Source organism: Pantoea sp. USHLN298 (assembly GCF_037149395.1).
Lineage (GTDB): Bacteria > Pseudomonadota > Gammaproteobacteria > Enterobacterales > Enterobacteriaceae > Pantoea > Pantoea astica.
Map to the genome: position 1 here is coordinate 34,049 of NZ_JBBCRO010000001.1, position 21,722 is coordinate 55,770.

Consider the following 21,722-nt stretch of genomic DNA (forward strand, 5'->3'; position numbering starts at 1 on the left):
TGTACCTTGAGGTGAAGAGAACAATGACGCCATCGTGCGTCTCTGCTTGCATTATCGGAACTATCCGCTACCGCAGCGCAACATTAAACACTGTCTGTTTTTTTAGCAAGACAGCACGCCAGAAATTCGCAATTTCCTGAACAGAATACGGCCAGAAATTTGTAAACTTTAATGCCGGTCGCGACAAATATTGCAGTTACCTTCGCCAACTGTATACTTATCCAGTGCTGGAGGGGGTATGCGTAAAATCATTCATGTCGATATGGACTGCTTCTATGCTGCGGTGGAGATGCGCGATAATCCCCAGTTGCGTGACATCCCGATTGCCATCGGTGGCAGCCGCGAACGTCGCGGCGTCATCAGTACCGCTAACTATCCGGCGCGCAAATATGGCGTGCGCAGCGCCATGCCGACCGGGATGGCGCTGAAGTTATGTCCCCATCTGCGGCTGCTGCCCGGACGCTTTGACGCCTATAAAGAAGCCTCGGCGCAGATCCGCGAGATCTTCTCGCGCTACACACCATTGATTGAACCGCTGTCGCTGGATGAGGCCTATCTGGATGTCACAGACAGTCCACACTGTCACGGCTCCGCCACCCTGATCGCCCAGGATATTCGCGCCACCATCCTGCGTGAGACCCGGCTCACCGCCTCGGCCGGTATCGCCCCGATTAAATTCCTGGCAAAAATCGCCTCCGACCTGAATAAGCCGGACGGGCAGTTTGTTATCACGCCGGCGGAGATGTCCGGATTTTTACTGACGCTGCCGCTGGCAAAAATCCCTGGCGTCGGCAAGGTCTCGGCAAAAAAGCTGGAAGAGATGGGGCTGGTCACCTGCGGTGATGTCCAGAAGGCAGATTTAGCCCAGCTGCTGAAGCGCTTTGGTAAGTTTGGTCGGGTGCTGTGGGAGCGCAGCAACGGCATCGACGAGCGTGACGTGGTGGTTGAACGGGAACGTAAATCACTCGGCGTGGAGCGTACGCTGGCAGAAGACATTAACGACTGGGACGCCTGCCTGGAGATCATCGATTTTCTCTACGCCGAGCTGGATCGCCGGCTGGGCCAGATCCGACCTGATAAGCAGGTCGCGCGTCAGGGGGTGAAACTCAAGTTCAGCGACTTTCAGCAGACCACCCAGGAGCATATCTGGCCGGTGCTGAATAAAGAGGACATGATCGCGATTGCCAGAAAAACCTGGGATGAGCGCCGGGCCGGACGGGGCGTCAGGCTGGTGGGGCTGCACGTCACCCTGCTCGATCCGCAGCTGGAACGGCAGCTGCTGCTGGGGTTGTAACCGTCAGCCTCACCGACCGGTAAGGCTGACATCCGATTACTTCTTATATTTCGCCGCCAGCGTGGCAAACCACGGCGCGACGAAATCATCATTACCGCCCCATCCAGGCACGATTTTATTCAGCGAGGCAACGTTCACCGCGCCGGGCTGGCTGTTGAGCTGCTGCTGAGAGATCGACGCCGCCTTAAACTGATACGTGGCTGGCGTCGCTTCACCGGCAATCTTTTTCGCTACCAGACGCATGTTCACCGCGCCGATGGTTTTAGGATCGACCGCCACGGTCTGGACCCACGGGCTGTTCTTCTCACGCATCAGTTGCAGATCCTGGTTCGAGACATCAATGCTGTAGAGCTTGATCTCGGTACGGCCATTCTCCTGTAGCGCTTTATAGGCGCCCTGGCTGAACGCATCCCACGCGCCCCAGATCGCATCGATTTTGCCTTTCGGGTATTTAGCCAGAATGGCGCCAATCTTGTTGGCGGTATCGCCCTGAACATCGGTGGAGACGGCGCCAATCGACTCCAGCTGATGAATGCCTGGATTCTCCTTCAGCAGTTTCTCGTACACCACCTGACGGCGTTCCATAGGCGGGAAACCGGCGACCCACAGTTTGACGATATTGGCTTTGCCGTTGAAATCTTTAATTAACTGACCCAGCGACAGCTGCGCCAGAGAGGCGTCATCCTGCGCGGTGACGGTGACACCGTCAATCGGGCTATCAACCGGGGTATCAAACACTGACACTTTAATGCCCGCGTCGGCGATGCGCTTGACCAGGCCGCTGGCGTAAGGCGCTTTGCCGTGCGACAGCACGATACCGTCATACTTCTGGCTGATCGCCTGGTTAACGAAATCCTGGAAACGCGCATCGTCGCCGTTGCTCAGAAAGGTGCTGACCTTAAAGCCCAGCTGGCGACCCTGCTGAATGGCACCGGCGACAAACTGGGTGGTGTTATCGTCAGAACCGAGGTTACGGATCACCGCGATGCGGATCGGGCCGTCATGGCTGGCGATGGCAGCCGGTACCGGGGTGACGGTATCCGCGAAAGCGGCGCTGGCGTTCAGCAGGCTCAGTGCCAGCAGCGAGAGCGTTATTTTTTGCATTATTATCAACTCCGGGTAATGCGCCTTAGCGGCGCTGAATATAGGTCATGGCCAGTGCCAGAGCCAGCACCAGTCCTTTAATAATGTCCATGGCGTAGTAGGGGACGGAGAGCATCACCAGCCCGTTCTGCAGCACCCCGAGGATCACCGCACCGACCAGCGTGCCGAGCGCATTCGGTTTGCCCGATCCCGCCAGCGAGAAGCCGATCCACGCTGCCGCCACCGCGTCCATCAGATAGCCGCCGCCGGCGTTAACCTGCGATGAGCCGATACGCGAGGCGAGCAGAATGCCGCCCAGTCCGGCCAGCAGCGAGGCGATCACATAGGCCAGCACGCGATAGCGGGTAGTGCGGATACCGGAGAGCCGCGCCGCTTCGGGATTGCCGCCCAGCGCATACATCCGGCGGCCATGTTTGGTCAGCGACAACGCGAGCTGCGCCACCACCGTGACCACCAGCATAATAATGACGATGGTCGGCACCTGGCCCAGCAGGCCAAACGCTGCCGGAATGGTGCCTTCCGCCATATCGCCGCCTGGCAGCACCATGTTTTCGGTGATGGAGCCGCCAAAGCTGTAGGTCATCGCCACGCCCTGAATCACAAACAGCGTTGCCAGCGTCGCCAGCATGTCGGGGATGCGCAGGATCACAATCAGAAAGGCGTTAAACAGCCCGACCAGGGTGCAGAGCGCCAGGGTGATCAGGATCGCCTGAGTGGTGTCCATGCCGTACCAGACAAACAGCGATATCACCAGCGCGTTGGCCAGCGAAGCGGTTGAGCCGACCGACAGATCGAAGCCGCCGACGGTGAGTGAAATCGATACGCCAACCGCGATGACCGTGACAATCGCAATCGATCGCAGAATATTGATGATGTTATTGGGTTCGAGAAAACTGTCTGAGGCCAGACCAAAGGCAGCGATCAGGATCACCACCGTCAGTAACATGCCCCATTTATAGAGGAAATCGAACAGTTGATGACGCCACGACGTGGACGGCAGATTCAGGCTGGTTTCTTTGCTGCTCACGCAGGGGTTCCTCCGGTGGAATAAAGCAAAAGCGTCTCTTCGGTAACGTCGCGCGCGGCCAGTTCGGCTACGATGCGTCCATCCCACAGCACGCAAATCCGGTCGCATAAGCCGACCAGTTCAGAAAATTCACCTGACGCGTAGATAATGCCTTTACCTTCGCGCGCCAGGCTGTCGATCAGGGTGAAGAGTTCGGTTTTGGCTTTGATATCGACGCCTTTGGTCGGCTCATCGAAAATCAGGACATCGGCGTTGTTGCGCAGCCATTTACCAATCGCCACTTTCTGCTGGTTACCGCCAGAGAGGCGACGAAGCGGCTGGGCCGGGCCGGTGGTGCGCACCTGAAGCCGCTGAATCACCTGTTCTGCCCAGCGCCACGCCTGGCGATGCCCGAACAGGCTCCAGCGTGAGAAACTGTCGTCCGCACTGACGCTGAGGTTCATCGCTACCGACTCATCAATAAAAATGCCTTCTTTACGCCGTTCTTCCGGCACCAGCGCCATGCGCCGGCTGACTGAATCGTGCGGGGATTTCGGCCGCCACGGCTGACCGTGCAGCTCGCCTTTAGTGATGCGGCTTTTACTGGCGCCAAACAGCGCTTTACACAGTTCGGTTTTGCCGGCACCGGCCAGTCCGGCGATGCCGAGAATTTCCCCTTTGTGCAGCCGCAGCGAGATATCCTGCAGCAGATGTTCATCATGCAGCCCGTCAACCGCCAGCAGCAGCGGTTGCGGTTGCGGTTCACGCCGGGCGGGATAGATATCGGTGAGCTGATGCCCAAGCATTTTTTCCACGATCTGCTCGCCACTCAGCGCCGCCATCGGACCGCTCTCAATCAGCTGGCCGTCGCGCAGTACCGTCAGGCGATCGCAGATCGCTTTCAGTTCGTGAATACGGTGCGAGATAAAAATCACGCCGATGCCGCTGGCCTGCAGGCGACGCACCACGGTGAACAACCGTTCGCTCTCATGCTGATCCAGCGGGGCGGTCGGCTCATCCAGAATCAGAAAGCGGCAATGATGCGACAGCGCACGCGCCAGCAGAATCTGTTGCTTTTCAGCCAGAGTGCAGCGCTCAACCAGCCGGTTAACGTCCAGCGTCACCTCCAGTTGTGCCAGCAGAGTGCGCGCCTGGCGACGGATCTCGCCCCAGTGATAGCCGTGACCCGGCTCCGCCAGCCGATCCAGCAGAATGTTTTCCGCCACGCTGAGCTGCGGCACCAGTGCCACGTCTACTTCCTGCTGAACCAGATGGATACCGAGCTGTTTAGCATCACGCGGCGTGCGGATGGAGACCGGCTCACCGTCCAGCAGGATCTCGCCGCTGTAGTGGCTGTGCGCACCGGACAGTATCGCCATCAGGGTCGATTTGCCTGCGCCATTCGCGCCGGTCAGCGCGTGAACAGAGTGGCCTTCGCTGACAAAATCGACCGACGTGAGCGCGGCGAACCCGCCAAAAGCGATGGAGATGTTACGCATCTCAAGGCGGTTTAACGCAGCCATGTCACCATTCTCCTGAAGAATCACTGGCCGCATTTTTTCCTGAAGCTTCAGGCGCGGCAACGACCGAAAGCGCATAAGCTAGCACGAAACGGTCTTAGCCATCCAGACATCTGGACATAATGGTGGCTATAACCAGCGAAGCGCGAAAGCGTGGCGGTTTCAGGTGGGGAAGGGCGTTCAGGGTGGTGAATTATGCTATTGCGGCACGGCAGGCATAAAAAAACCAGGCCGGAGCCTGGTTAAACTTTTTGCGGTGAGATTACTTTTCTGGCACCGCATTCAGCAAGGTGGTCAGCAATTTCCAGTAAAGGCCGACGCTTTCAATATGCACCTGCTCATCCGGTGAGTGTGGACCGGTGATGGTCGGACCGATCGACACCATATCCATCTGCGGATAAGGTTTTTTGAACAGACCGCACTCCAGACCGGCGTGAATCACCTGAATGTTGGGCGTTTTGTCGAACAGCGCGATATAGGTCTGACGGGTCAGCGCCATGATCGGCGAGTCCGCGTCCGGCTGCCAGCCTGGGTAGCCGCCTTTCGCTTTGGTCTGCGCGCCTGCCAGTTGGCCCAGCGAGGTCAGCATCTGCACCACATAATCGCGTCCGGTGTCGATCAGCGAGCGGATCAGGCAGTTGATTTCGGCTTTATCCGCGTCCATCGTCACTACGCCGATATTCAGCGAAGTTTCGACCACGCCTTTCGCCACATCCGAATTACGGATCACACCGTTTGGCGTGCTGTTCAGCAGATTCAGGAAGCGATCGCGGCTGTCAGTGGTTAATGCTTCACCCTGATGGGCCAGCGGTTCGGTGACCAGCGCGATGTTCGGCTCTTTAATGCCGTGCTCGTTCTGGATGGCGGTCAGGAAATGCGCCGCAGCAGATTTCAGCGCATCGGCCTTGTGGCTCTCGACGGCAACGGTCGCAAAGGCTTCACGCGGAATGGCGTTACGCAGCGTACCGCCGCTGAACGCCAGCAGACGCAGGTCCAGTTCGGCAGCGTGCGCCGCCAGGAAACGCGCCAGCAGTTTGTTGGCGTTGCCGAGGCCCATATGAATATCGGCACCGGAGTGACCGCCGCGCAGCCCTTTCAGCGTCAGCTTCAGGGTCTCGAACGCAGCAGGCACCGCTTCACGGGTCAGTGGCAGGGTAGTGACGAAGTCAATACCACCCGCGCAGCCCATGTAGATCTCACCTTCTTCTTCCGAATCGGTGTTGATTAGGATGTCAGCCTGCAGCCAGTTCGGTTGCAGACCAAAAGCCCCATCCATGCCGGTTTCTTCGGTCATGGTCAGCAGCACTTCCAGCGGACCGTGAGTCAGGCTGCTGTCAGCCAGCACCGCCAGCGCCGAGGCCATACCGATGCCGTTGTCTGCGCCCAGTGTGGTGCCGCGCGCTTTCACCCATTCGCCATCAATCCACGGCTGAATCGGATCTTTGGTGAAGTCGTGTACGGTATCGTTATTCTTCTGCGGCACCATATCGAGGTGCGCCTGCAGCGCAACGGGCTTGCGGTTTTCCATCCCGGCAGTGGCGGGTTTACGAATCAGGATATTGCCGACCTGATCGCGCTCACACCAGAAGCCTTGCTCTTTGGCCCAGCCGACGATGTAACTCGCCAGCGCTTCTTCATGAAAAGAGGGATGAGGAATAGAGCAAATCTTAGCGAAAATATCCCACAGTGGCTGTGGAGAGAGTTGAGACAATTCAGACACGACAAGTCTCCTGTGTCAGTGCGCCGGACCAGCCGGACATCGCGAGTTTCCAGTGAAAGATCGCCGCCAGAGAATCTGGCGAGATGGCCTGAGAATATCACTGTTTTTCGTCGGGTGTGCACTCAGACGCGCTAAAAAGCCGCAACCGACGCGCGGGTGCTGGTTTTTAGCGCGTCAACTCCTTATAATCTCGCGCAACCTTTTCCCCGTTGCACATTTTTAAGCCACTCCGGTTGGCTGGGATTCCTATTCTATGAGCGAAAAATACGTCGTTACCTGGGACATGCTACAGATTCATGCCCGTAAACTGGCTCAGCGCCTGCTTCCTGTTGAACAGTGGAAAGGCATTATCGCGGTCAGCCGCGGCGGTCTGGTACCGGCTTCGCTGCTGGCGCGTGAACTGGGGATTCGCTATGTCGATACCGTCTGCATCTCCAGCTACGACCACGATCATCAGCGCGAAATGAAAGTACTGAAGCGCGCAGAAGGCGATGGCGAAGGCTTTATCGTGATCGATGACCTCGTCGATACCGGCGGCACCGCACAGGCGATCCGCGAGATGTACCCGAAAGCCCGCTTCTGCACCATTTTTGCCAAGCCGGCCGGACGCCAGCTGGTGGATGATTACATCGTCGACATCCCGCAGAATACCTGGATCGAGCAGCCGTGGGACATGGGCGTGGTTTACATTCCGCCAATCGTTAAAAGCTGATTGATGCGCCTCAAACAACGCCCGGTTTTCCGGGCGTTGTGCTTTCTGCACCTCGCACCCTGAGCTGGCGTACAGTAGACTTAGCCATCGCCGTTTCTGCCGCAGGAGAAGTGAGTATGTCCAGCAAAAATCTCAGCGAGGAGTTGTTCAAACCCCGCTTTAAACATCCTGAAACCTCTTCTTTAGTTCGTCGCCAGCATCACGCGACGCCCGAGCTGCACTCCGCCCTGGATGGCGACAGCCAGCGCGGCTGGTATCGTATGCTGAACAAGCTGATGTGGACCTGGCGCGGCCTCACGCCGCAGGAGATCAGCGAAGTGCTGGCGCGCATCGCCATCAGCAACGTAGAGCATACCGACGAGACGTTGCTGGACACGGTGATCGGTTTCCGTGGCGGCAACTGGAACTTTGAATGGTGTCGCCAGGCGGGTATCTGGCAGCAGAAAGCGCTGGAGTGCAGCGACGACAGTGAAGCGGGCGAATACTGGCTGCACGCGGCGCATCTCTATAGCGTGGCCGCCTATCCCTATATTAAAGGCGATGAGCTGGCCGATCAGGCGCAGACGCTGGCGAATCGCGCTTATGAAGAGGCGACGCAGCGGCTGCCGGGTGAGCTGAAGCCGCTGACATTTGCCATCAACGGCGGCAGCCCGGTCAGCGGTTTCCTGCATATGCCCGCTGGCGTCGAGGCGCCTTATCCCACCGTGCTGTTCTGCGGCGCGCTCGATTCACTCCAGAGTGACCACTATCGTCTGTTTCATGACTATCTGGCGCCGCGCGGTATCGCGATGCTGACCATTGATGTGCCGTCCGTTGGCAACTCGGTGAAGTGGACCCTGAATCAGGACACCAGCTTTTTGCACCAGCAGGTGCTGCGCCAGCTGGAAACCGTGCCGTGGATCGATCACACCCGCGTGGCGGCCTTTGGCTATCGCTTTGGTGCTAACGTGGCGGTGCGGCTGGCTTACCTCGAATCACAGCGGCTGCGCGCGGTGGCCTGTCTCGGCCCGATTGTGCATGCGCTGCTGACCCAGACGGCGCTGCAGGATGAGATTCCGGATATGTACATGGATATGCTGGCGAGCCGGCTGGGAATGGCTTCCTCGTCTGACCGCTCCCTGCGAACCGAACTTAACCGCTATTCGCTGAAAACTCAGGGACTGCTGGGCCGCCGCACGCCGACGCCGATGCTGTCCGGCTACTGGCAGAACGACCTGTTCAGCCCGGAAGAGGAGAGCAAGCTGATTGCCAACTCCTCGGCAGAGGGCAAAGCGTTGCTGATCCCGGTGAAACCGATGATGGCCAGTTTTGACCGGGCGCTAAATGAAATTTGCGACTGGCTGGAGAAGCGTTTAAAAAGGTAACTGGCAAAATTTACAGTATTTGCTACAACTATTACCTGAATTATTCCGACTGCGGTGCCGCACTTCACTCACCTCAGGCTGTGATGCCAGCGACATGACGTGGAGCAGACGGCGGCAGTCCGGATGATTGAGGATCGATATCGGTCAAAACCTATGGAGAATTAGCATGACGTTACCGAGTGGTCATCCCCGCAGTCGCCTGCTTAAGCGCTTCACTGAGCTGGGGCCGTATATTCGCGATGGGAAATGTGGTGAAACCCGTTTCTTTTTCGACTGCCTGGCTGCCTGCGTCAATGTGAAACCGGCACCGGAACTGCGTGAGTTCTGGGGCTGGTGGATGGAGCTGGAAGCGCAGGCCGATCACTTTACCTACGTCTACCATATCGGTCTGTTCGATAAAGAGGGCGACTGGTCGGTGGCAACCGTAAAAGGCAAAGAGAACACGGCGCGCGTGGAAGAAACCTTACGGAATTTCCATACCCGCCTGAAAGCGATGCTGCAGGAATTTGAGCTTGGGCTGATTCCGGCCAGCGATTTCGATGAGAAACCGGTTAAGCTCAGTGCCTGATCGGCGGGTTTAATAACAGAAAAGGGGCGAGTTAAACACTCGCCCCTTTTTTTATGCAGACACATTCAGATTAAGGGTAACGCACTGCGTACCCGCGTCCGCCACAGCAATCAACAGGGACGGCGCGGGTGCGACAGATATCAGAACTGGTAAGTCATACCCACGGCAACCACGTCATCGTTGTTGATTGACAGGGCGTTATCGTCATCCAGCTGGTTGATTTTGTAATCCACAAAAGCGGACATGTTTTTGTTGAAGTAGTAGGTGGCACCCACATCGATATATTTCACCAGATCCGCATCGCCGATGCCGTTCTCGATGTCTTTGCCTTTGGTCTGGACATAGCCGATAGACGGACGCAGGCCGAAATCAAACTGATACTGCGCCACCAGCTCGATGTTCTGGGCTTTGTTGGCGGCACCGGCTACGGCAGCACCGGTGTTGCGGTTGGTGCCGCTGATTGGCGTCATGTTGCGGGTGTCGGTATAGATAGCCGCCAGGTAAACGCTGTTGGCATCATACTTCACGCCTGCGCCCCATGAATCTGCACGGTCACCGCCGCCATAGGCACGCGCCTGCTGCTGGTTGGTGCGGTCAGAGGAGGTAATGGCACTCATCAGACTCACGCCGCTATCGCCCAGAGCATAGCCGAGTGACGCACCGTAACCATCGCCGTTCTGGCGGTTGATGTCGGTACGGCTGTTGGCGCTGCTGGCGTCATTTTTGCCCTGATACTGCAGTGCAAATTTCAGACCATCCACCAGACCGAAGAAATTGTTGTTGCGGTACGTCGCTACGCCGGTGGCGCGCTGGGTCATAAAGTTATCAGAACGCGCGGTGCCGTCACCACCAAACTCCGGGAACACGTCGGTCCAGGATTCAACGTCATACAGCACGCCATAGTTACGGCCGTAGTCGACAGATCCATACTGTGAGAATTTCAGACCGGCAAAACCGAGGCGGGTTTTGTTACCGTTGTTGGCATCGCTGCCTTCGGAGTTGTTGACGTTGTACTGATATTCCCACTGACCGTAACCGGTCATCAGGTCGTTGATCTGCGTCTGGCCTTTGAAGCCGATACGCACGTAGGATTTGTCGCCATCTGAGCCGGCATTATCGCTGAAGTAATGTTCAGCTTTCACTTTGCCGTAAAAGTCCAGTTTGTTGCCATCTTTGTTATAGACTTCGGCAGCCTGTGCGGTAGACGCCAGCGCCAGAGCGGAGATGATCATTGCCAGTGTGCTTTTCTTCATTTGCTATCAATCCCAATGTGTACGTCAAAAAGTTGTGAAAGTTTTTGTAAAACACCGACTTTTTACCGGTCGGCGATGAACTTTTTATGACACTTTTCGTGATTTCTTGTTAACCGTGAACTTTTGGTCTACGCCCTTGTCCGCGTAAAATCGTGCTTTTCCCCCGCTGGCTGTTGGCTTCCTTATCGACTCCTGTTAAAACGTCCTTTCGTAAAAATTTTTCACTACGGCAGGAAATATGAGTGGCAGTCAGACCTTAGTGGTCAAATTGGGTACCAGCGTTCTCACCGGCGGGTCACGCCGGCTGAATCGGGCGCACATGGTGGAGCTGGTTCGTCAGTGTGCTCAGCAGCATGCTGCAGGCCACCGCATTGTGATCGTCACCTCCGGCGCGATGGCGGCCGGACGCGAACATCTGGGTTACCCCGAACTGCCGCCGACCATCGCCTCAAAGCAGCTGCTGGCTGCGGTGGGGCAGAGCCGTCTGATCCAGCTGTGGGAGCAGTTATTCTCCATCTATGGCATTCACATCGGTCAGATGTTACTGACCCGCGCCGACATGGAAGATCGCGAGCGTTTTCTGAATGCCCGCGACACGCTGCGCGCACTGCTCGATAACCACATTGTGCCGGTGATCAATGAGAACGATGCGGTGGCAACCGCCGAGATTAAGGTGGGCGACAATGACAACCTGTCGGCGCTGGCGGCAATGCTCGGCGGCGCGGACAAACTGCTGCTGCTGACCGATCAGCAGGGCCTGTTTACCGCCGATCCGCGCAGTAATCCCGACGCTGAGCTGATCAGCGACGTGCATGTGATTGACGATGCGTTACGCTCATTAGCAGGCGGCAGCGTTTCGGGACTGGGCACCGGTGGAATGTCGACCAAGCTGCAGGCGGCGGATGTCGCCTGTCGTGCCGGTATCGATGTGATCATCGCTTCAGGCAGCCGCAGCGGCGTGATCGGTGATGTGATTGATGGCAAGCCGGTAGGGACGCTGTTTCACGCTCAGCAGTCGCCGCTGGAAAACCGCAAACGCTGGATTTTTGGTGCACCGCCTGCCGGTGAACTGACGGTGGATGACGGCGCGCTGGCGGCGATTATCGAACGGGGCAGTTCGCTGCTGCCGAAAGGCATCCGCGCTATCCAGGGTAATTTTTCCCGCGGTGAAGTGATCCGCATTCGCAGCCTGCAGGGACGGGATATCGCCCACGGCGTATCGCGCTATAACAGCGACGCCATGCGGATGATTGCCGGACACCACAGTCAGCAGATCAGTGAAATCCTCGGCTATGAATATGGCCCGGTGGCGGTTCACCGCGACGACATGATCGTCAGTTAAGGAGCAAACAATGCTTGAAGAGATGGGAAAAGCGGCCCGCGCAGCAGCCTATCGCGTGGCCGATCTGTCGACCGCAGAGAAAAACCAGGTCCTGATGACCATTGCCGATCGTCTGGAAAACGAAAGTGCCGATATCCTGGCCGCTAATGAACTGGATTTAGCCGATGCGCGCCAGAACGGCATGAGCGCAGCCCTGTTAGATCGGCTGACGCTGAATCCGCAGCGGCTGAGCGGCATCGCCAGCGACGTCCGTCAGGTCTGTCAGCTGGCCGATCCGGTCGGGCAGCTGATTGATGGCGGTCTGCTCGACAGCGGGCTGCGTATCGAGCGCCGCCGTGTGCCGCTCGGCGTAGTGGCGGTGATTTATGAAGCGCGCCCCAATGTGACGGTGGATGTCGCCAGCCTGTGCCTGAAAACCGGCAACGCGGCGATTTTGCGCGGCGGGAAAGAGACGTGGCGCACCAACGCCGCCACGGTGCGCGTTATCCAGAACGCCCTGCAGCAGCACGGCTTGCCGGCGGCGATTATCCAGGCGATTGAAAATCCCGATCGTGAACTGGTGAATCAGCTGCTCAGGCTGGATCGTTACGTTGATATGCTGATCCCGCGCGGCGGCGCGGCGCTGCACAAGCTGTGTCGTGAAAACTCCACCATTCCGGTGATCACCGGCGGCATCGGCGTCTGCCACATCTACATCGATGAAACCATGGAGATCGAACCGGCGCTTGAGGTGATTGTAAACGCCAAGAAACAGCGTCCCAGCGCCTGTAATTCGCTGGAGACCTTGCTGGTGGATCAGGCGATTGCCGACCGTTTTCTGCCCGCCTTCAGCGCTCGCATGGCGCAGGAAAATATTGTGCTGCACGCTGACAGCAACGTGCTGGCGCAGCTGCAACCGGGGCCGGCGCAGGTTAAACCGGTTAATCCGTCTCAGTATGATGATGAATGGCTGTCGCTGAATCTCAATGTGAAGCGGGTGGCGAATATGGATGAGGCGATCGATCACATCCGCACACACGGCACTCAGCATTCCGATGCCATTCTGACCCGCAGCACCCGCAATGCTACCCGCTTTGTTCGTCAGGTGGATTCTTCAGCGGTCTACGTTAACGCCAGCACCCGCTTTACTGATGGCGGACAGTTTGGGCTGGGAGCGGAAGTTGCCGTCAGTACCCAGAAGCTGCACGCGCGTGGCCCGATGGGATTAGAGGCGCTGACCACCTACAAATGGATTGCCTGGGGCGACGACACCCTGCGGGCATAATCCCCCTCTTTTCTTTAACAAAACGGGAGTCTTTTTACAGACTCCCGTTTTTTTTATCGGTCAATTCCGGTCCATTCAAAGTTAGAGTTTCTCGCCTGTAAGATAATTTTCTGCCGCTGTCGGGTCGCTTCAGCGGAAAAAGCTGACTGAATTTCACGCAATTCCTTACGGAAGATTCCTGAAAGCCGGTGCTATACGCGGCCTGAGGCAATATTTTTTGTTCAGGCGCAAACGGCAGAGGATAATGATAATTAGAAATGCTTGATAAAGCGGTTAGGTAGTAAACGGACGGTAATATAAAATGAACTGGTAGCAATAATGAAAATAACATCCAGTACCTCCTCTATGGCTGATTATTAACTAATGGTTAAAAAAGAAAGTACAAGACAAGCTTTCACCGCCAGGCTGATCGCGGCCTGTGAGAGTGCCGGCATTGTCGGACATGGACGAAACAAACAGGTTGCTAAGGCCCTGCAACAGCAAGGCTGTAAGATTTCAACGCCGGGGGTGTGGAAGTGGTTTAACGCCCAGTCAGTGCCCGATGGAGGTAACCTGCTGGCCCTCAGCCAGCTGCTGGGCGTCCGGGTCGAGTGGTTGCAGTACGGTATGGATCATCCGGCTGAACCGGTGACGTTCAGTGCGCTGACCAGCCATAAAAACGTGTTTCGCGTTGATAGCCTCGATATCGGCCAGAAAAGCGCGGCAGGCGTGCCTGCGCGCGATGAGTTTGTCGAAACCATCCACGCGATCGAATATGGTCAGGATGAGGCGCGGGTGCTGTTCAATGGCCGCCCGGCAGAAAATATCCGCTTAATTGCCATCAACAGCGATTCGATGGCGGACACCTTCGCGCCACGCGATCAGCTGTTTGTCGACATCAGCGTGCGGATGTTTGACGGTGACGGCATCTACATTTTCACGCTGGACGAGCAGCTCTACCTGAAACGCCTGCAGCTTCAGCATAAGAAAATAGCTGTTATATCAGACAATAAGCGCTACGAAACCTGGTATCTCAACCACGATGACGTGGCCAGCCTCAAGGTACTCGCCAAAGTCATCATGAGCCAGGCGCGAGACTATCAGATCCTCGGCTAAGCCCGTTGTCAGCGGTCCGGATCCGATTGCCTGCAAAAAAATAATCGACATAAATTCAAAAATTTAACCAGCGGTAAATAAAAAATTAACCAACAGTGTTTGATAAAGCATAAGAACCTGTTAATAATTTGAACATGGATGAACGAAGCAGTTCTTTCAGGGATGAGCCGCTCTTAAACAATTGAGGCGCTGCACAAGCGCGAATCAAACCACCCAAAAGTCAGTGAACTTTGGGATGGGGTGGATGCGCAAAATGCAGCGTCGTCAGATGCCGTTTATTCCCCTTCGCCTACTTTCCACCTGGCTGCTCACGCAGCCGGGCGGTGAGTGTGTGAGCGTGAATCGCGACATTCGGGCCCGTTCGGTTCGCCGAAAGCTCGCGCCTGCCACCCCATCGCCAAAGACTCATTCACAGGAGGAGTTATGGCGATAATTCACTATGGCAAAAGCGTTTTTATGGGCAACGCACGTACTCGTCGCCATCGGCGGCGCCAACCTCTCAGCAGCCTGAAACAGAGCATTGACCAGGCCCTGAACTTCCCACCGGAAACACCCACCCTGCGGCGAGCGGAACAAATCTGCCAGCGTCAGGTCACTCCGCGCGTGGATCGCGCTATCACCGCGCCACGCGCTAAAAATCAGGAAACGCCCAGTTTCGACAACTGCTGTCTGCCGCATGTGCATCTCTACGCAGTGCGCTGAATAGCGTCAGAAATCCCCCGTTTTACCCTCCGTTCTCCGTCTGTCACCTCCATTTTTAACTGGCCGCAATCCGGTTAATTACTGTTCAGTTTTGCTGCAGGGTTATCCCTCTCTGCGGCGGGCGTGGTGGTGGGCATTGATCAGCGGGCGTTATGTATTTTTTTCACAGGGCTGAGTCGCTCTGACCCGTCATTGAGGAATCGTTATGAGCCAGATCATTGCAATGCTGAACTTTGAAGAGGGGTATGCCGACGTGCCTTATCTCGACACGCTGGGCTTCCCGACCGTCGCGGGCGGCATCCGCATCGGCCCGAAAGGGGCTTCGCTGAGTAACTATGCGTTTCGGGTGCCGCGACGCGTCGGAGATGTCTGGAAGCAGTGCATCGTGGAAGGCAAGGTGCAGGAGATGCAGAGCCGCGAGCTGCTGCGCAATGCGCTGGCGAAATGTAATGACGCCCGCACCGATGTGCTGCTGAGCATGGCTTATCAGCTGGGCGTCGATGGCGTCTTGCAGTTCAGAAACATGCTCAGCGCCATCACCAGTGAAAATTTCAACGAGGCGGCTGACGCCATGATGAACAGCCTGTGGGCGCGTCAGACGCCGGGCCGGGCCAGACGTCATGCCGAAGTCATGCGCAGCGGCACCTATGCCGTTTATCGGGGGCTGCTATGAGATGGCTCATGTTTCTCATCGCCGTGCTGACGGCGATCATTATTCTCCTGCTGCTTCAGCGCTTTACCACGCTGCAGTTTGTCTCCCATGCCCGTCTGTTATTCAAAACCTGGTCAGTCTGGCTTGCGTCGCTGGGATCAATGCTCAGCGCCTGGGCGCAATCCTTTCCCTCAGCGGCGGTGGATGCCTGGAACGTGCTGCCGGAAGACGTCAAATCGATACTGCCGCACAACTACCTCGGACTGGTCGGCGCCTTCATGGTGGCGATGGGGGTCATTGCCCAGTTTGTTCGTCAGAAAAACCTGCTGAATGAGAAGCAGCAGGCGGAGGTAACCAAATCATGACCCTGTTAACCACTTTACTCGGCGGCGGCTGGCACTGGATCGCGGCGCTGGCTGCGGTGATTGCGGCACTGGGCGCCAGTTATTTTGGCGGAAAGAAAATCGGCAAAGTGCAGCAAAAAGCCCGTTCTGACGTCGATAACGCGCAACAACAGGCGTCCCGCGTCGAAGCGGTCGCGCAGCAACAACAACGTAACCGTGAGGAGGCCAACCGTGTGGCGACTGACAATCACAACCTTGATGACGCTGCTGCTCGCGACAAGCTGCAGCAGTCGAAATACCACAAACCCTGAGCCGGTAGCGATAACCGATTCAGCCTGCGTGCTGTTTTCCCCTCTTTATACCTACGGCGATGACGCACAAAAGATGGACGTTCGCACCGTGCGCGCTATCAACACCCACAACGACATGTGGGACACCCTCTGCGGCCATCCGGCCACTGCTAAGTAACCTGCTGATAATCAGTGTTTTATCTAAGTAATCCTGAGGAGGATTCTATGATCGAAGTTAACTCTTTTGCTGAACTGCGCACCACAGTCCCGTCAAAATCAGGTGAAGTTGCGATTCTGAAACGCTATTACGATAAAGATTCCAGTTTTCGTGGCGGCGCGGATTTTGTCGGCTTTCTCAGCACCACCGTCCTGAAGGATGATGGCGGTACGGTGGCGATTGGCAACGGTTTTTACTGGAAACGCACCATTAACGATCCCACTGAAGTGAATATTCTGCACTTTGGCGCGAAAGGGGATGGCGTCACCGATGATACCGACGCGTTTAAGCGGATGCTGGCGTGGACCCAGACCTACAACACCTACGTCAAAGCATTGCCGGTACGTTTTCCCGGTGGCCGCTTCCTGATTTCACCCATCGATCTCAGCGACACGGAAATCCCGTTCTTTGGCCTGTTAGGCGACGATCTGGAGCTGGGCTCGCTGCCGCGCACCACCATTGTTTCCGATAAAAGCGCCAATACCGTGTTTAAAGTAAAGGCCCGCCGTACCGCGATCAAAGGGATCGTCTGGAACGGGCAGGCCAGCGCCGATACCACTGCCAAAGTCACCATTTTACCCGAGCAGTGCAGCAACAATCAGCCATTCTTCGAAAATACCTGTATCGAAGGGCAAACCGTCAATATCAGCTGCTTCCGGGCGCAAAGCACTGGCGGCACGGTATTTAAACTGCAGGATACGCTCGACAGCAAGTTCGACCAGATCTACACCACCAGCACCTTCTCACGGGTGTTTGATGTTGGCTGGTCTAACTCGCCGAATGGCGTCTGGGATCACTCCACCGCTATTGAGTTAAGCAATGCCAACTTCCAGTCGGGTTATGGCGACGCCACGCTCTATATGCCGCGTATGACCCAGGGCATCCTGCGTAACGTCTGGATTGAGCATACCCGTAATCCAGGCGATCTGTCGGATGGCGGCTGGACCATCGATACGCTGAACATTGAAGATTGCGGTACGCCGCTCAATCTCAACAATGCCCGCGTCATCATGCGTCAGATCAATCTGCAGGCCGGGGCGAAAATCAGTAATGACCTGGCCGCCGGTAAATGGCTGTCGACCTTTGAATATGGTTATCGTCGTGATGAAAACCACGGCAGCTATTTAACCGGTTCGCTGCGTGTCGGCTATTTCAGCGGATATAAGGTGGTGAACAATACCGATACTGATAACTGGTATCGGCTGGGGCAGCTCTATTTCCCGGCACCTAATCAGGCGTGGGTTATGGAACTGATCGGGAAAGCGGATACCACGACGCCCTCCGGCACGGCGGGATCGCCGGTAAACCTGCCGGGAACCGGCAGAACGCTGATTAATCTGCAGCGACTGGAGACGGTGTGGGCGGATGCCTATCACATGGGCCAGCCGTCGGTGATGGATATCCGTTACAACCGGGTCGGCACCACCTATGCGGTGGTCTGGGTTAAGCTGCGGGCCAACAGTGGCGAAACCATGTTCAACCTCAAAACCACCGGGCCGACCCGCTTCGATACCGGTTCCTGTTCGCTGTTCCAGTCCGATATGTCGATGGTCACCGATATCACTAAAGTCGGGACGCTGAAACCGGCGGCACGCTTTGGTATGCATAACGGACTGGCGGGTATTGGTGCCAATGAAAAAGGGGTGGTGACGCTCGCCACGGCGGCGGGAACCCCGGCGAACAAAACGGCACCAACCGGGTTTGTGCTGATCAATATCAACGGCGTTGACCGTAAGGTTCCTTACTACGATTGATGATCGGCACTTTTTGGGCGAGGCGGCGGCCTCGCCCTTTTTTGTCTGAAACTCGCCCACCGCGGTCTCATTCTGGCATGAGGTGGTGCGAAAATCCGCAGTTGAATGGCCGCTCTCTTGACGCATTTCCGCTTTTTTTCTAAGGTATTTCCCCGCTAATCCCACCCGTTTGCCGTTATAGCTCAGTTGGTAGAGCAGCGCATTCGTAATGCGAAGGTCGGAGGTTCGACTCCTCTTACCGGCACCAGTTATATCAGTCAGTTACCTTCCAGCCGTATCTTCACTTTTATCCCCTACAATCGATCGTCAACAGCCGTTCTCCTGCTTCTATTAAGGAGGCCATAAAAATTGCAGCCAGATGATATATTCAGCCTGACCGGCCGAGCTGGCTCTCAGCCCGTGGCGCTAATGGAGTGATGCAGTGATGTACCGGACGACCTTCGCCCGACGTCTGAAGCATCCTGAACGAGGAAACGGAGATGAAAAAAATTCTGCTGGCTGCTGCCCTGACGATGGGGACATTTCTTGCGAATGCAGCTGACAAGCCTTACCTGTTTGATTTTATACAGGCTAAAGAGAGTGGGGCGGCTTATAACAGGCTGGTTGAGCGCTACAGGTTGCCCGCATGGGTCAGAAATGGCGGGACCAGCTTTCCGGCCGATGAGGTCGTGATTAAAGGCGTGAAGTATCAGGTTCTTTCCGGTTGTAAGCCTCATCACTGCCCGGTGCAATCTATCGCCATCCTTTATTCACCTGATAACGGGGCGATTCATGGTCTCTTCTCTGAGTACGATATGAAAAGCGACCGCCAGACGCTCAGCTGGATGAACTTTAATCCGACCGATTCTGCAGAGATGCGCAGCATTCTGTTTAACCGATTGAATGGTGGCGCTTCACACTGAGGCGCCTGCGGGCCCGTTGCGACCACGCTGGCGGCGATTCAATTAAGGGTTACTGACGATTAATTTGAATTGCTGCTTGCGTCACCCGGCGAAGTGTGGCCTAATGAATCGTCGGTTTGATTAACAGACACTATCAAAGTAAGTATCCAAAGCAGTTCTCATCTCTAAGTTTGTCGCGAGACATCCCTTCTTTTTGAGTCTTCTCTTACGTTCTGATTAAAATCTGTTCTCAGGCCATTATGCCGGAAGGCTCGATATATTAAGGATTTAAGCATGTCTAACAAAATTCGCGGTACCGTTAAGTGGTTTAACGCAGAGAAAGGCTTCGGTTTCATCTCTCCTCAGGACGGCAGCAAAGATGTATTCGTACATTTCTCTGCAATCCAGGGCACTGATTTCCGTTCATTAGATGAAGGTCAACAAGTTGAGTTTACAGTAGAAAATGGCGCCAAAGGCCCAGCTGCTGCGAACGTTGTTGGTCTCTAAGGACTGAAAATTACATTTAAATGTCCTCACTGTAATGGCTCACAGTTTCGTACATCACACTTTGATGTTACAAGAGCCAATCCGCATGGAGCGAAATGCATTTTCTGCAAATCTGTCGTTGTTCAGGTGAACGCGGCGAGGATTGCACTTCAGAACCAGCCTCGCGCTTTCTGATTTAAGGCTAACTGAGCTTTATAGCGTTGTTGCATTGACTGTAATGAAAGGCTGCCACTGGCAGCCTTTTTTGTTTCTGTCATTCTGCTTCTGCTTCTGCTTCTGCTTCTGCTTCTGCTTCTGCTTCTGCTTCTGCTTCTGCTTCTGCTTCTTCTTCCTCTGATGTTCCCGCTATTCCGTTTCTTACTCATGGCTCCGCGGGTTGCTGGCGAAAGCCCTGACGTCATCGTTTCTCAATGCCACCGATATTAACGCCAGTTCAGGCACTCATCCGGCCACAACGCGGCGGGATAACATCGTCACGGCCCGCCGAAGCAGGCCGCTGGATAGTGATCAGAAACCGACTATCACGCTGTGTGCGCAGCATTCAGCGAGAGCTGTCCAACTTTAAACACGCTCATCGCCTGCGCCATCCGCTCAGCCTGATCCTGCAACGCCTGTGAGGCCGCGGACGCTTCCTGCACCAGCGCGGCATTTTGCTGCGTCACCGCTTCCATCTGGGTAATCGCCATGTTGATCTCACTGATGCCGCTGCTCTGCTCGCTGCTGGCGATGGTGATTTCACTCATGATGTTTGCCACGCTCTGTACGCTGTTGACCACTTCGCCGATAGTTGAGCCAGCGTGAGTCACCAGTTTGCTGCCTTCATCCACTTTCGCCACTGAATCTTCAATCAGCACTTTGATCTCTTTGGCGGCAGAGGCCGAACGCTGCGCCAGATTGCGCACTTCAGAGGCAACTACCGCAAAACCCCGTCCCTGTTCACCGGCACGCGCTGCTTCGACGGCAGCGTTGAGTGACAGAATGTTGGTCTGGAAGGCGATGGAATCGATTACGCTGATAATATCGACAATTTTCTTCGACGACAGGGCAATGGCCTCCATCTTCTCGATCACCTGCTCCATCACCACGCCACCTTCGCGCGCGACGCTGGAGGTACTCGCCACCAGCTGATTAGCTTCACGGGCGTTATCGGCGTTGTGCTTCACGGTTGAAGTCATCTGCTCCATCGCAGATGCGGTCTCTTCCAGCGAACTGGCCTGCTGCTCGGTGCGGGTCGAGAGATCCAGGTTGCCGCTGGAGATCTGGTTTGATGCCACCGCAATGGTATCGGAACCGGTACGCACTTCGGTCACGATGGAGAGCAGGTTATCGTTCATCCGTTGCAGCGCCTGCATCAGCACGCCGGTTTCGTCGCGTGACGTCACCTGAATTTTTGAGCTCAGATCGCCAGCAGCAACGCGTTCGGCCACATCCACCGCGGCCACCAGCGGGCGCACGATCGAACGCGTCAGGAAAATACCCAGCATGATGGAGGCCAGAATCGCCAGCGCAGAGAAAATCAGCGTGATGGTGATAGCCGACTCACCATTCGCCACAATGCTCTGACCTTCACCGCGCAGCTGAGAATCCTGAGAATTGGCAAAAGCGACAGCATCATCAAGGAATTTGTTCTGGGTCGCGGTCATCGATTTCAGCACATAAGCGCTGGCCGCATCGAAATTGCCGCTTTTCACCAGCGTGATCAACTCCGCTTTAACCTTTTCAAACGCTTCAGCAGAAGCCAGCAAACCGGCAATTTTTTTCTTACCGACCGCGGTAACCTGAATATCAGCGATCTTTTTCATCGCGGCGTTAGTCCGCTGAGTGGCTTCATCCAGCTGACCATAACGTTTCACGTTCATTTCCGGACGGTTGGTGTCGATCACGATGCCGCGCAGGTATTTGATCTGATCGTTGACACCATCGCGCACATCAAATGCCAGTCGCACTTTTACGTACCGATCGTCAACGATCGAGGCAATGGCGGTGTTAATGCTGTTAATTTTGGTTATGGATGTCACACCAATAACTATCAGTAACGTCACAACAATACCGAAGGCTGCGCCGAGCCGCATACCCACCTTCATATTCCTGATACTGACCATGTTCTTTTCCCCGTTTTATTATTTATCACTC

Annotated in this window: 21 protein-coding genes and 1 tRNA gene; 16 read left to right on the top strand and 6 right to left on the bottom strand. The window is 55.9% G+C overall.

The window, feature by feature from the left end; genetic code table 11:
* Nucleotides 1-238 precede the first annotated feature (238 nt).
* A complete protein-coding gene (dinB, locus tag WFK59_RS00200; RefSeq protein ID WP_336754756.1) occupies nucleotides 239-1,294 on the top strand; it encodes a DNA polymerase IV in 1,056 nt (351 codons plus the stop codon).
* Nucleotides 1,295-1,330: 36 nt separating this feature from the next.
* On the opposite strand, the gene WFK59_RS00205 is transcribed toward dinB, so the two are convergent.
* The 4 genes from WFK59_RS00205 to pepD form a co-directional block, all read right to left on the bottom strand.
* Entirely contained in the window at nucleotides 1,331-2,398 is a 1,068-nt protein-coding gene (locus WFK59_RS00205) for a sugar ABC transporter substrate-binding protein (RefSeq protein WP_336754757.1), read from the bottom strand.
* A gap of 25 nt (nucleotides 2,399-2,423) precedes the next feature.
* Nucleotides 2,424-3,425 carry an ABC transporter permease gene (locus tag WFK59_RS00210; protein ID WP_293001199.1) on the bottom strand — a complete coding sequence of 334 codons (1,002 nt, stop codon included), beginning with the start codon at nucleotides 3,423-3,425 and terminating at the stop codon, nucleotides 2,424-2,426.
* Nucleotides 3,422-4,927, bottom strand: coding sequence for a sugar ABC transporter ATP-binding protein (locus WFK59_RS00215; RefSeq protein ID WP_336754758.1), 1,506 nt, complete (start codon nucleotides 4,925-4,927; stop codon nucleotides 3,422-3,424). The genes WFK59_RS00210 and WFK59_RS00215 overlap by 4 nt, the downstream gene beginning before the upstream one ends.
* A 259-nt stretch (nucleotides 4,928-5,186) precedes the next feature.
* Entirely contained in the window at nucleotides 5,187-6,644 is a 1,458-nt protein-coding gene (pepD, locus tag WFK59_RS00220) for a beta-Ala-His dipeptidase (protein ID WP_233985195.1), read from the bottom strand.
* A gap of 253 nt (nucleotides 6,645-6,897) precedes the next feature.
* Here pepD and gpt point away from each other — a divergent pair, with 253 nt between their 5' ends.
* The 3 genes from gpt (at nucleotide 6,898) to crl (ending at nucleotide 9,288) form a co-directional block, all read left to right on the top strand.
* Complete coding sequence (gpt, locus tag WFK59_RS00225; protein WP_233985194.1) at nucleotides 6,898-7,356, top strand: xanthine phosphoribosyltransferase; 459 nt, start codon at nucleotides 6,898-6,900, stop codon at nucleotides 7,354-7,356.
* Nucleotides 7,357-7,472: 116 nt separating this feature from the next.
* The gene (gene frsA, locus WFK59_RS00230; RefSeq protein WP_336754759.1) at nucleotides 7,473-8,720 is read left to right on the top strand and encodes an esterase FrsA; all 1,248 of its coding nucleotides are present in this window, start codon (nucleotides 7,473-7,475) and stop codon (nucleotides 8,718-8,720) included.
* A gap of 166 nt (nucleotides 8,721-8,886) precedes the next feature.
* Nucleotides 8,887-9,288 carry a sigma factor-binding protein Crl gene (gene crl / locus WFK59_RS00235; RefSeq protein ID WP_094120461.1) on the top strand — a complete coding sequence of 134 codons (402 nt, stop codon included), beginning with the start codon at nucleotides 8,887-8,889 and terminating at the stop codon, nucleotides 9,286-9,288.
* A 140-nt stretch (nucleotides 9,289-9,428) separates the two neighbouring features.
* Here crl and ompC read toward each other — a convergent pair whose 3' ends face one another.
* A complete protein-coding gene (gene ompC, locus WFK59_RS00240; RefSeq protein ID WP_233985192.1) occupies nucleotides 9,429-10,541 on the bottom strand; it encodes a porin OmpC in 1,113 nt (370 codons plus the stop codon).
* A 238-nt stretch (nucleotides 10,542-10,779) separates the two neighbouring features.
* On the opposite strand from ompC, the gene proB reads away from it, so the two are divergent.
* The 12 genes from proB to ymcF all read left to right on the top strand — a co-directional run bounded on the left by proB (nucleotide 10,780) and on the right by ymcF (nucleotide 19,763).
* Nucleotides 10,780-11,883, top strand: a complete 1,104-nt coding sequence (gene proB / locus WFK59_RS00245) for a glutamate 5-kinase (RefSeq protein WP_233985191.1) — start codon at nucleotides 10,780-10,782, stop codon at nucleotides 11,881-11,883.
* Nucleotides 11,884-11,893: 10 nt separating this feature from the next.
* On the top strand, nucleotides 11,894-13,147 hold the full coding sequence (gene proA, locus WFK59_RS00250; RefSeq protein WP_336754760.1) for a glutamate-5-semialdehyde dehydrogenase: 1,254 nt from the start codon (nucleotides 11,894-11,896) through the stop codon (nucleotides 13,145-13,147).
* A gap of 363 nt (nucleotides 13,148-13,510) precedes the next feature.
* On the top strand, nucleotides 13,511-14,242 hold the full coding sequence (locus WFK59_RS00255) for a S24 family peptidase (protein ID WP_233985189.1): 732 nt from the start codon (nucleotides 13,511-13,513) through the stop codon (nucleotides 14,240-14,242).
* A gap of 423 nt (nucleotides 14,243-14,665) precedes the next feature.
* Nucleotides 14,666-14,944 (top strand): transcriptional antitermination N peptide, encoded by a 279-nt coding sequence (locus tag WFK59_RS00260; RefSeq protein ID WP_031374992.1) that lies wholly within the window; start codon nucleotides 14,666-14,668, stop codon nucleotides 14,942-14,944.
* A 205-nt stretch (nucleotides 14,945-15,149) separates the two neighbouring features.
* Nucleotides 15,150-15,617 carry a glycoside hydrolase family protein gene (locus WFK59_RS00265; RefSeq protein ID WP_233985188.1) on the top strand — a complete coding sequence of 156 codons (468 nt, stop codon included), beginning with the start codon at nucleotides 15,150-15,152 and terminating at the stop codon, nucleotides 15,615-15,617.
* Nucleotides 15,614-15,961, top strand: a complete 348-nt coding sequence (locus tag WFK59_RS00270) for a DUF7940 domain-containing protein (protein WP_233985187.1) — start codon at nucleotides 15,614-15,616, stop codon at nucleotides 15,959-15,961. Before WFK59_RS00265 ends, WFK59_RS00270 begins: the two co-directional genes overlap by 4 nt.
* Entirely contained in the window at nucleotides 15,958-16,251 is a 294-nt protein-coding gene (locus WFK59_RS00275; protein WP_233985186.1) for a hypothetical protein, read from the top strand. The genes WFK59_RS00270 and WFK59_RS00275 overlap by 4 nt, the downstream gene beginning before the upstream one ends.
* A gap of 204 nt (nucleotides 16,252-16,455) precedes the next feature.
* Nucleotides 16,456-18,201, top strand: coding sequence for a glycosyl hydrolase family 28-related protein (locus WFK59_RS00280; RefSeq protein ID WP_336754763.1), 1,746 nt, complete (start codon nucleotides 16,456-16,458; stop codon nucleotides 18,199-18,201).
* A gap of 171 nt (nucleotides 18,202-18,372) precedes the next feature.
* Nucleotides 18,373-18,448: transfer RNA gene (locus WFK59_RS00285), tRNA-Thr, on the top strand.
* 232 nt (nucleotides 18,449-18,680) lie between these two features.
* Nucleotides 18,681-19,103, top strand: coding sequence for an Ivy family c-type lysozyme inhibitor (locus WFK59_RS00290; RefSeq protein ID WP_336754764.1), 423 nt, complete (start codon nucleotides 18,681-18,683; stop codon nucleotides 19,101-19,103).
* Between the two features lie 273 nt (nucleotides 19,104-19,376).
* Complete coding sequence (cspE, locus tag WFK59_RS00295) at nucleotides 19,377-19,589, top strand: transcription antiterminator/RNA stability regulator CspE (RefSeq protein WP_009091867.1); 213 nt, start codon at nucleotides 19,377-19,379, stop codon at nucleotides 19,587-19,589.
* 3 nt (nucleotides 19,590-19,592) lie between these two features.
* On the top strand, nucleotides 19,593-19,763 hold the full coding sequence (gene ymcF, locus WFK59_RS00300; RefSeq protein WP_143807302.1) for a cold shock small protein YmcF: 171 nt from the start codon (nucleotides 19,593-19,595) through the stop codon (nucleotides 19,761-19,763).
* Between the two features lie 347 nt (nucleotides 19,764-20,110).
* Here the strand turns inward: ymcF and WFK59_RS00305 are convergent, their stop codons facing one another.
* Entirely contained in the window at nucleotides 20,111-21,691 is a 1,581-nt protein-coding gene (locus WFK59_RS00305) for a methyl-accepting chemotaxis protein (protein WP_336754765.1), read from the bottom strand.
* Nucleotides 21,692-21,722: the final 31 nt, after the last annotated feature.

Coding starts and splice junctions, on each gene's coding strand:
- proA (WP_336754760.1), top strand. CDS start 11,894: ATGCTTGAAGAGATGGGAAAAGCGGCCCGCGCAGCAGCCTATCGCGTG.
- WFK59_RS00270 (WP_233985187.1), top strand. CDS start 15,614: ATGAGATGGCTCATGTTTCTCATCGCCGTGCTGACGGCGATCATTATT.
- WFK59_RS00290 (WP_336754764.1), top strand. CDS start 18,681: ATGAAAAAAATTCTGCTGGCTGCTGCCCTGACGATGGGGACATTTCTT.
- WFK59_RS00275 (WP_233985186.1), top strand. CDS start 15,958: ATGACCCTGTTAACCACTTTACTCGGCGGCGGCTGGCACTGGATCGCG.
- proB (WP_233985191.1), top strand. CDS start 10,780: ATGAGTGGCAGTCAGACCTTAGTGGTCAAATTGGGTACCAGCGTTCTC.
- cspE (WP_009091867.1), top strand. CDS start 19,377: ATGTCTAACAAAATTCGCGGTACCGTTAAGTGGTTTAACGCAGAGAAA.
- WFK59_RS00255 (WP_233985189.1), top strand. CDS start 13,511: ATGGTTAAAAAAGAAAGTACAAGACAAGCTTTCACCGCCAGGCTGATC.
- ompC (WP_233985192.1), bottom strand. CDS start 10,541: ATGAAGAAAAGCACACTGGCAATGATCATCTCCGCTCTGGCGCTGGCG.
- WFK59_RS00305 (WP_336754765.1), bottom strand. CDS start 21,691: ATGGTCAGTATCAGGAATATGAAGGTGGGTATGCGGCTCGGCGCAGCC.
- WFK59_RS00205 (WP_336754757.1), bottom strand. CDS start 2,398: ATGCAAAAAATAACGCTCTCGCTGCTGGCACTGAGCCTGCTGAACGCC.
- WFK59_RS00215 (WP_336754758.1), bottom strand. CDS start 4,927: ATGGCTGCGTTAAACCGCCTTGAGATGCGTAACATCTCCATCGCTTTT.
- crl (WP_094120461.1), top strand. CDS start 8,887: ATGACGTTACCGAGTGGTCATCCCCGCAGTCGCCTGCTTAAGCGCTTC.
- WFK59_RS00280 (WP_336754763.1), top strand. CDS start 16,456: ATGATCGAAGTTAACTCTTTTGCTGAACTGCGCACCACAGTCCCGTCA.
- WFK59_RS00265 (WP_233985188.1), top strand. CDS start 15,150: ATGAGCCAGATCATTGCAATGCTGAACTTTGAAGAGGGGTATGCCGAC.
- WFK59_RS00260 (WP_031374992.1), top strand. CDS start 14,666: ATGGCGATAATTCACTATGGCAAAAGCGTTTTTATGGGCAACGCACGT.
- frsA (WP_336754759.1), top strand. CDS start 7,473: ATGTCCAGCAAAAATCTCAGCGAGGAGTTGTTCAAACCCCGCTTTAAA.
- dinB (WP_336754756.1), top strand. CDS start 239: ATGCGTAAAATCATTCATGTCGATATGGACTGCTTCTATGCTGCGGTG.
- gpt (WP_233985194.1), top strand. CDS start 6,898: ATGAGCGAAAAATACGTCGTTACCTGGGACATGCTACAGATTCATGCC.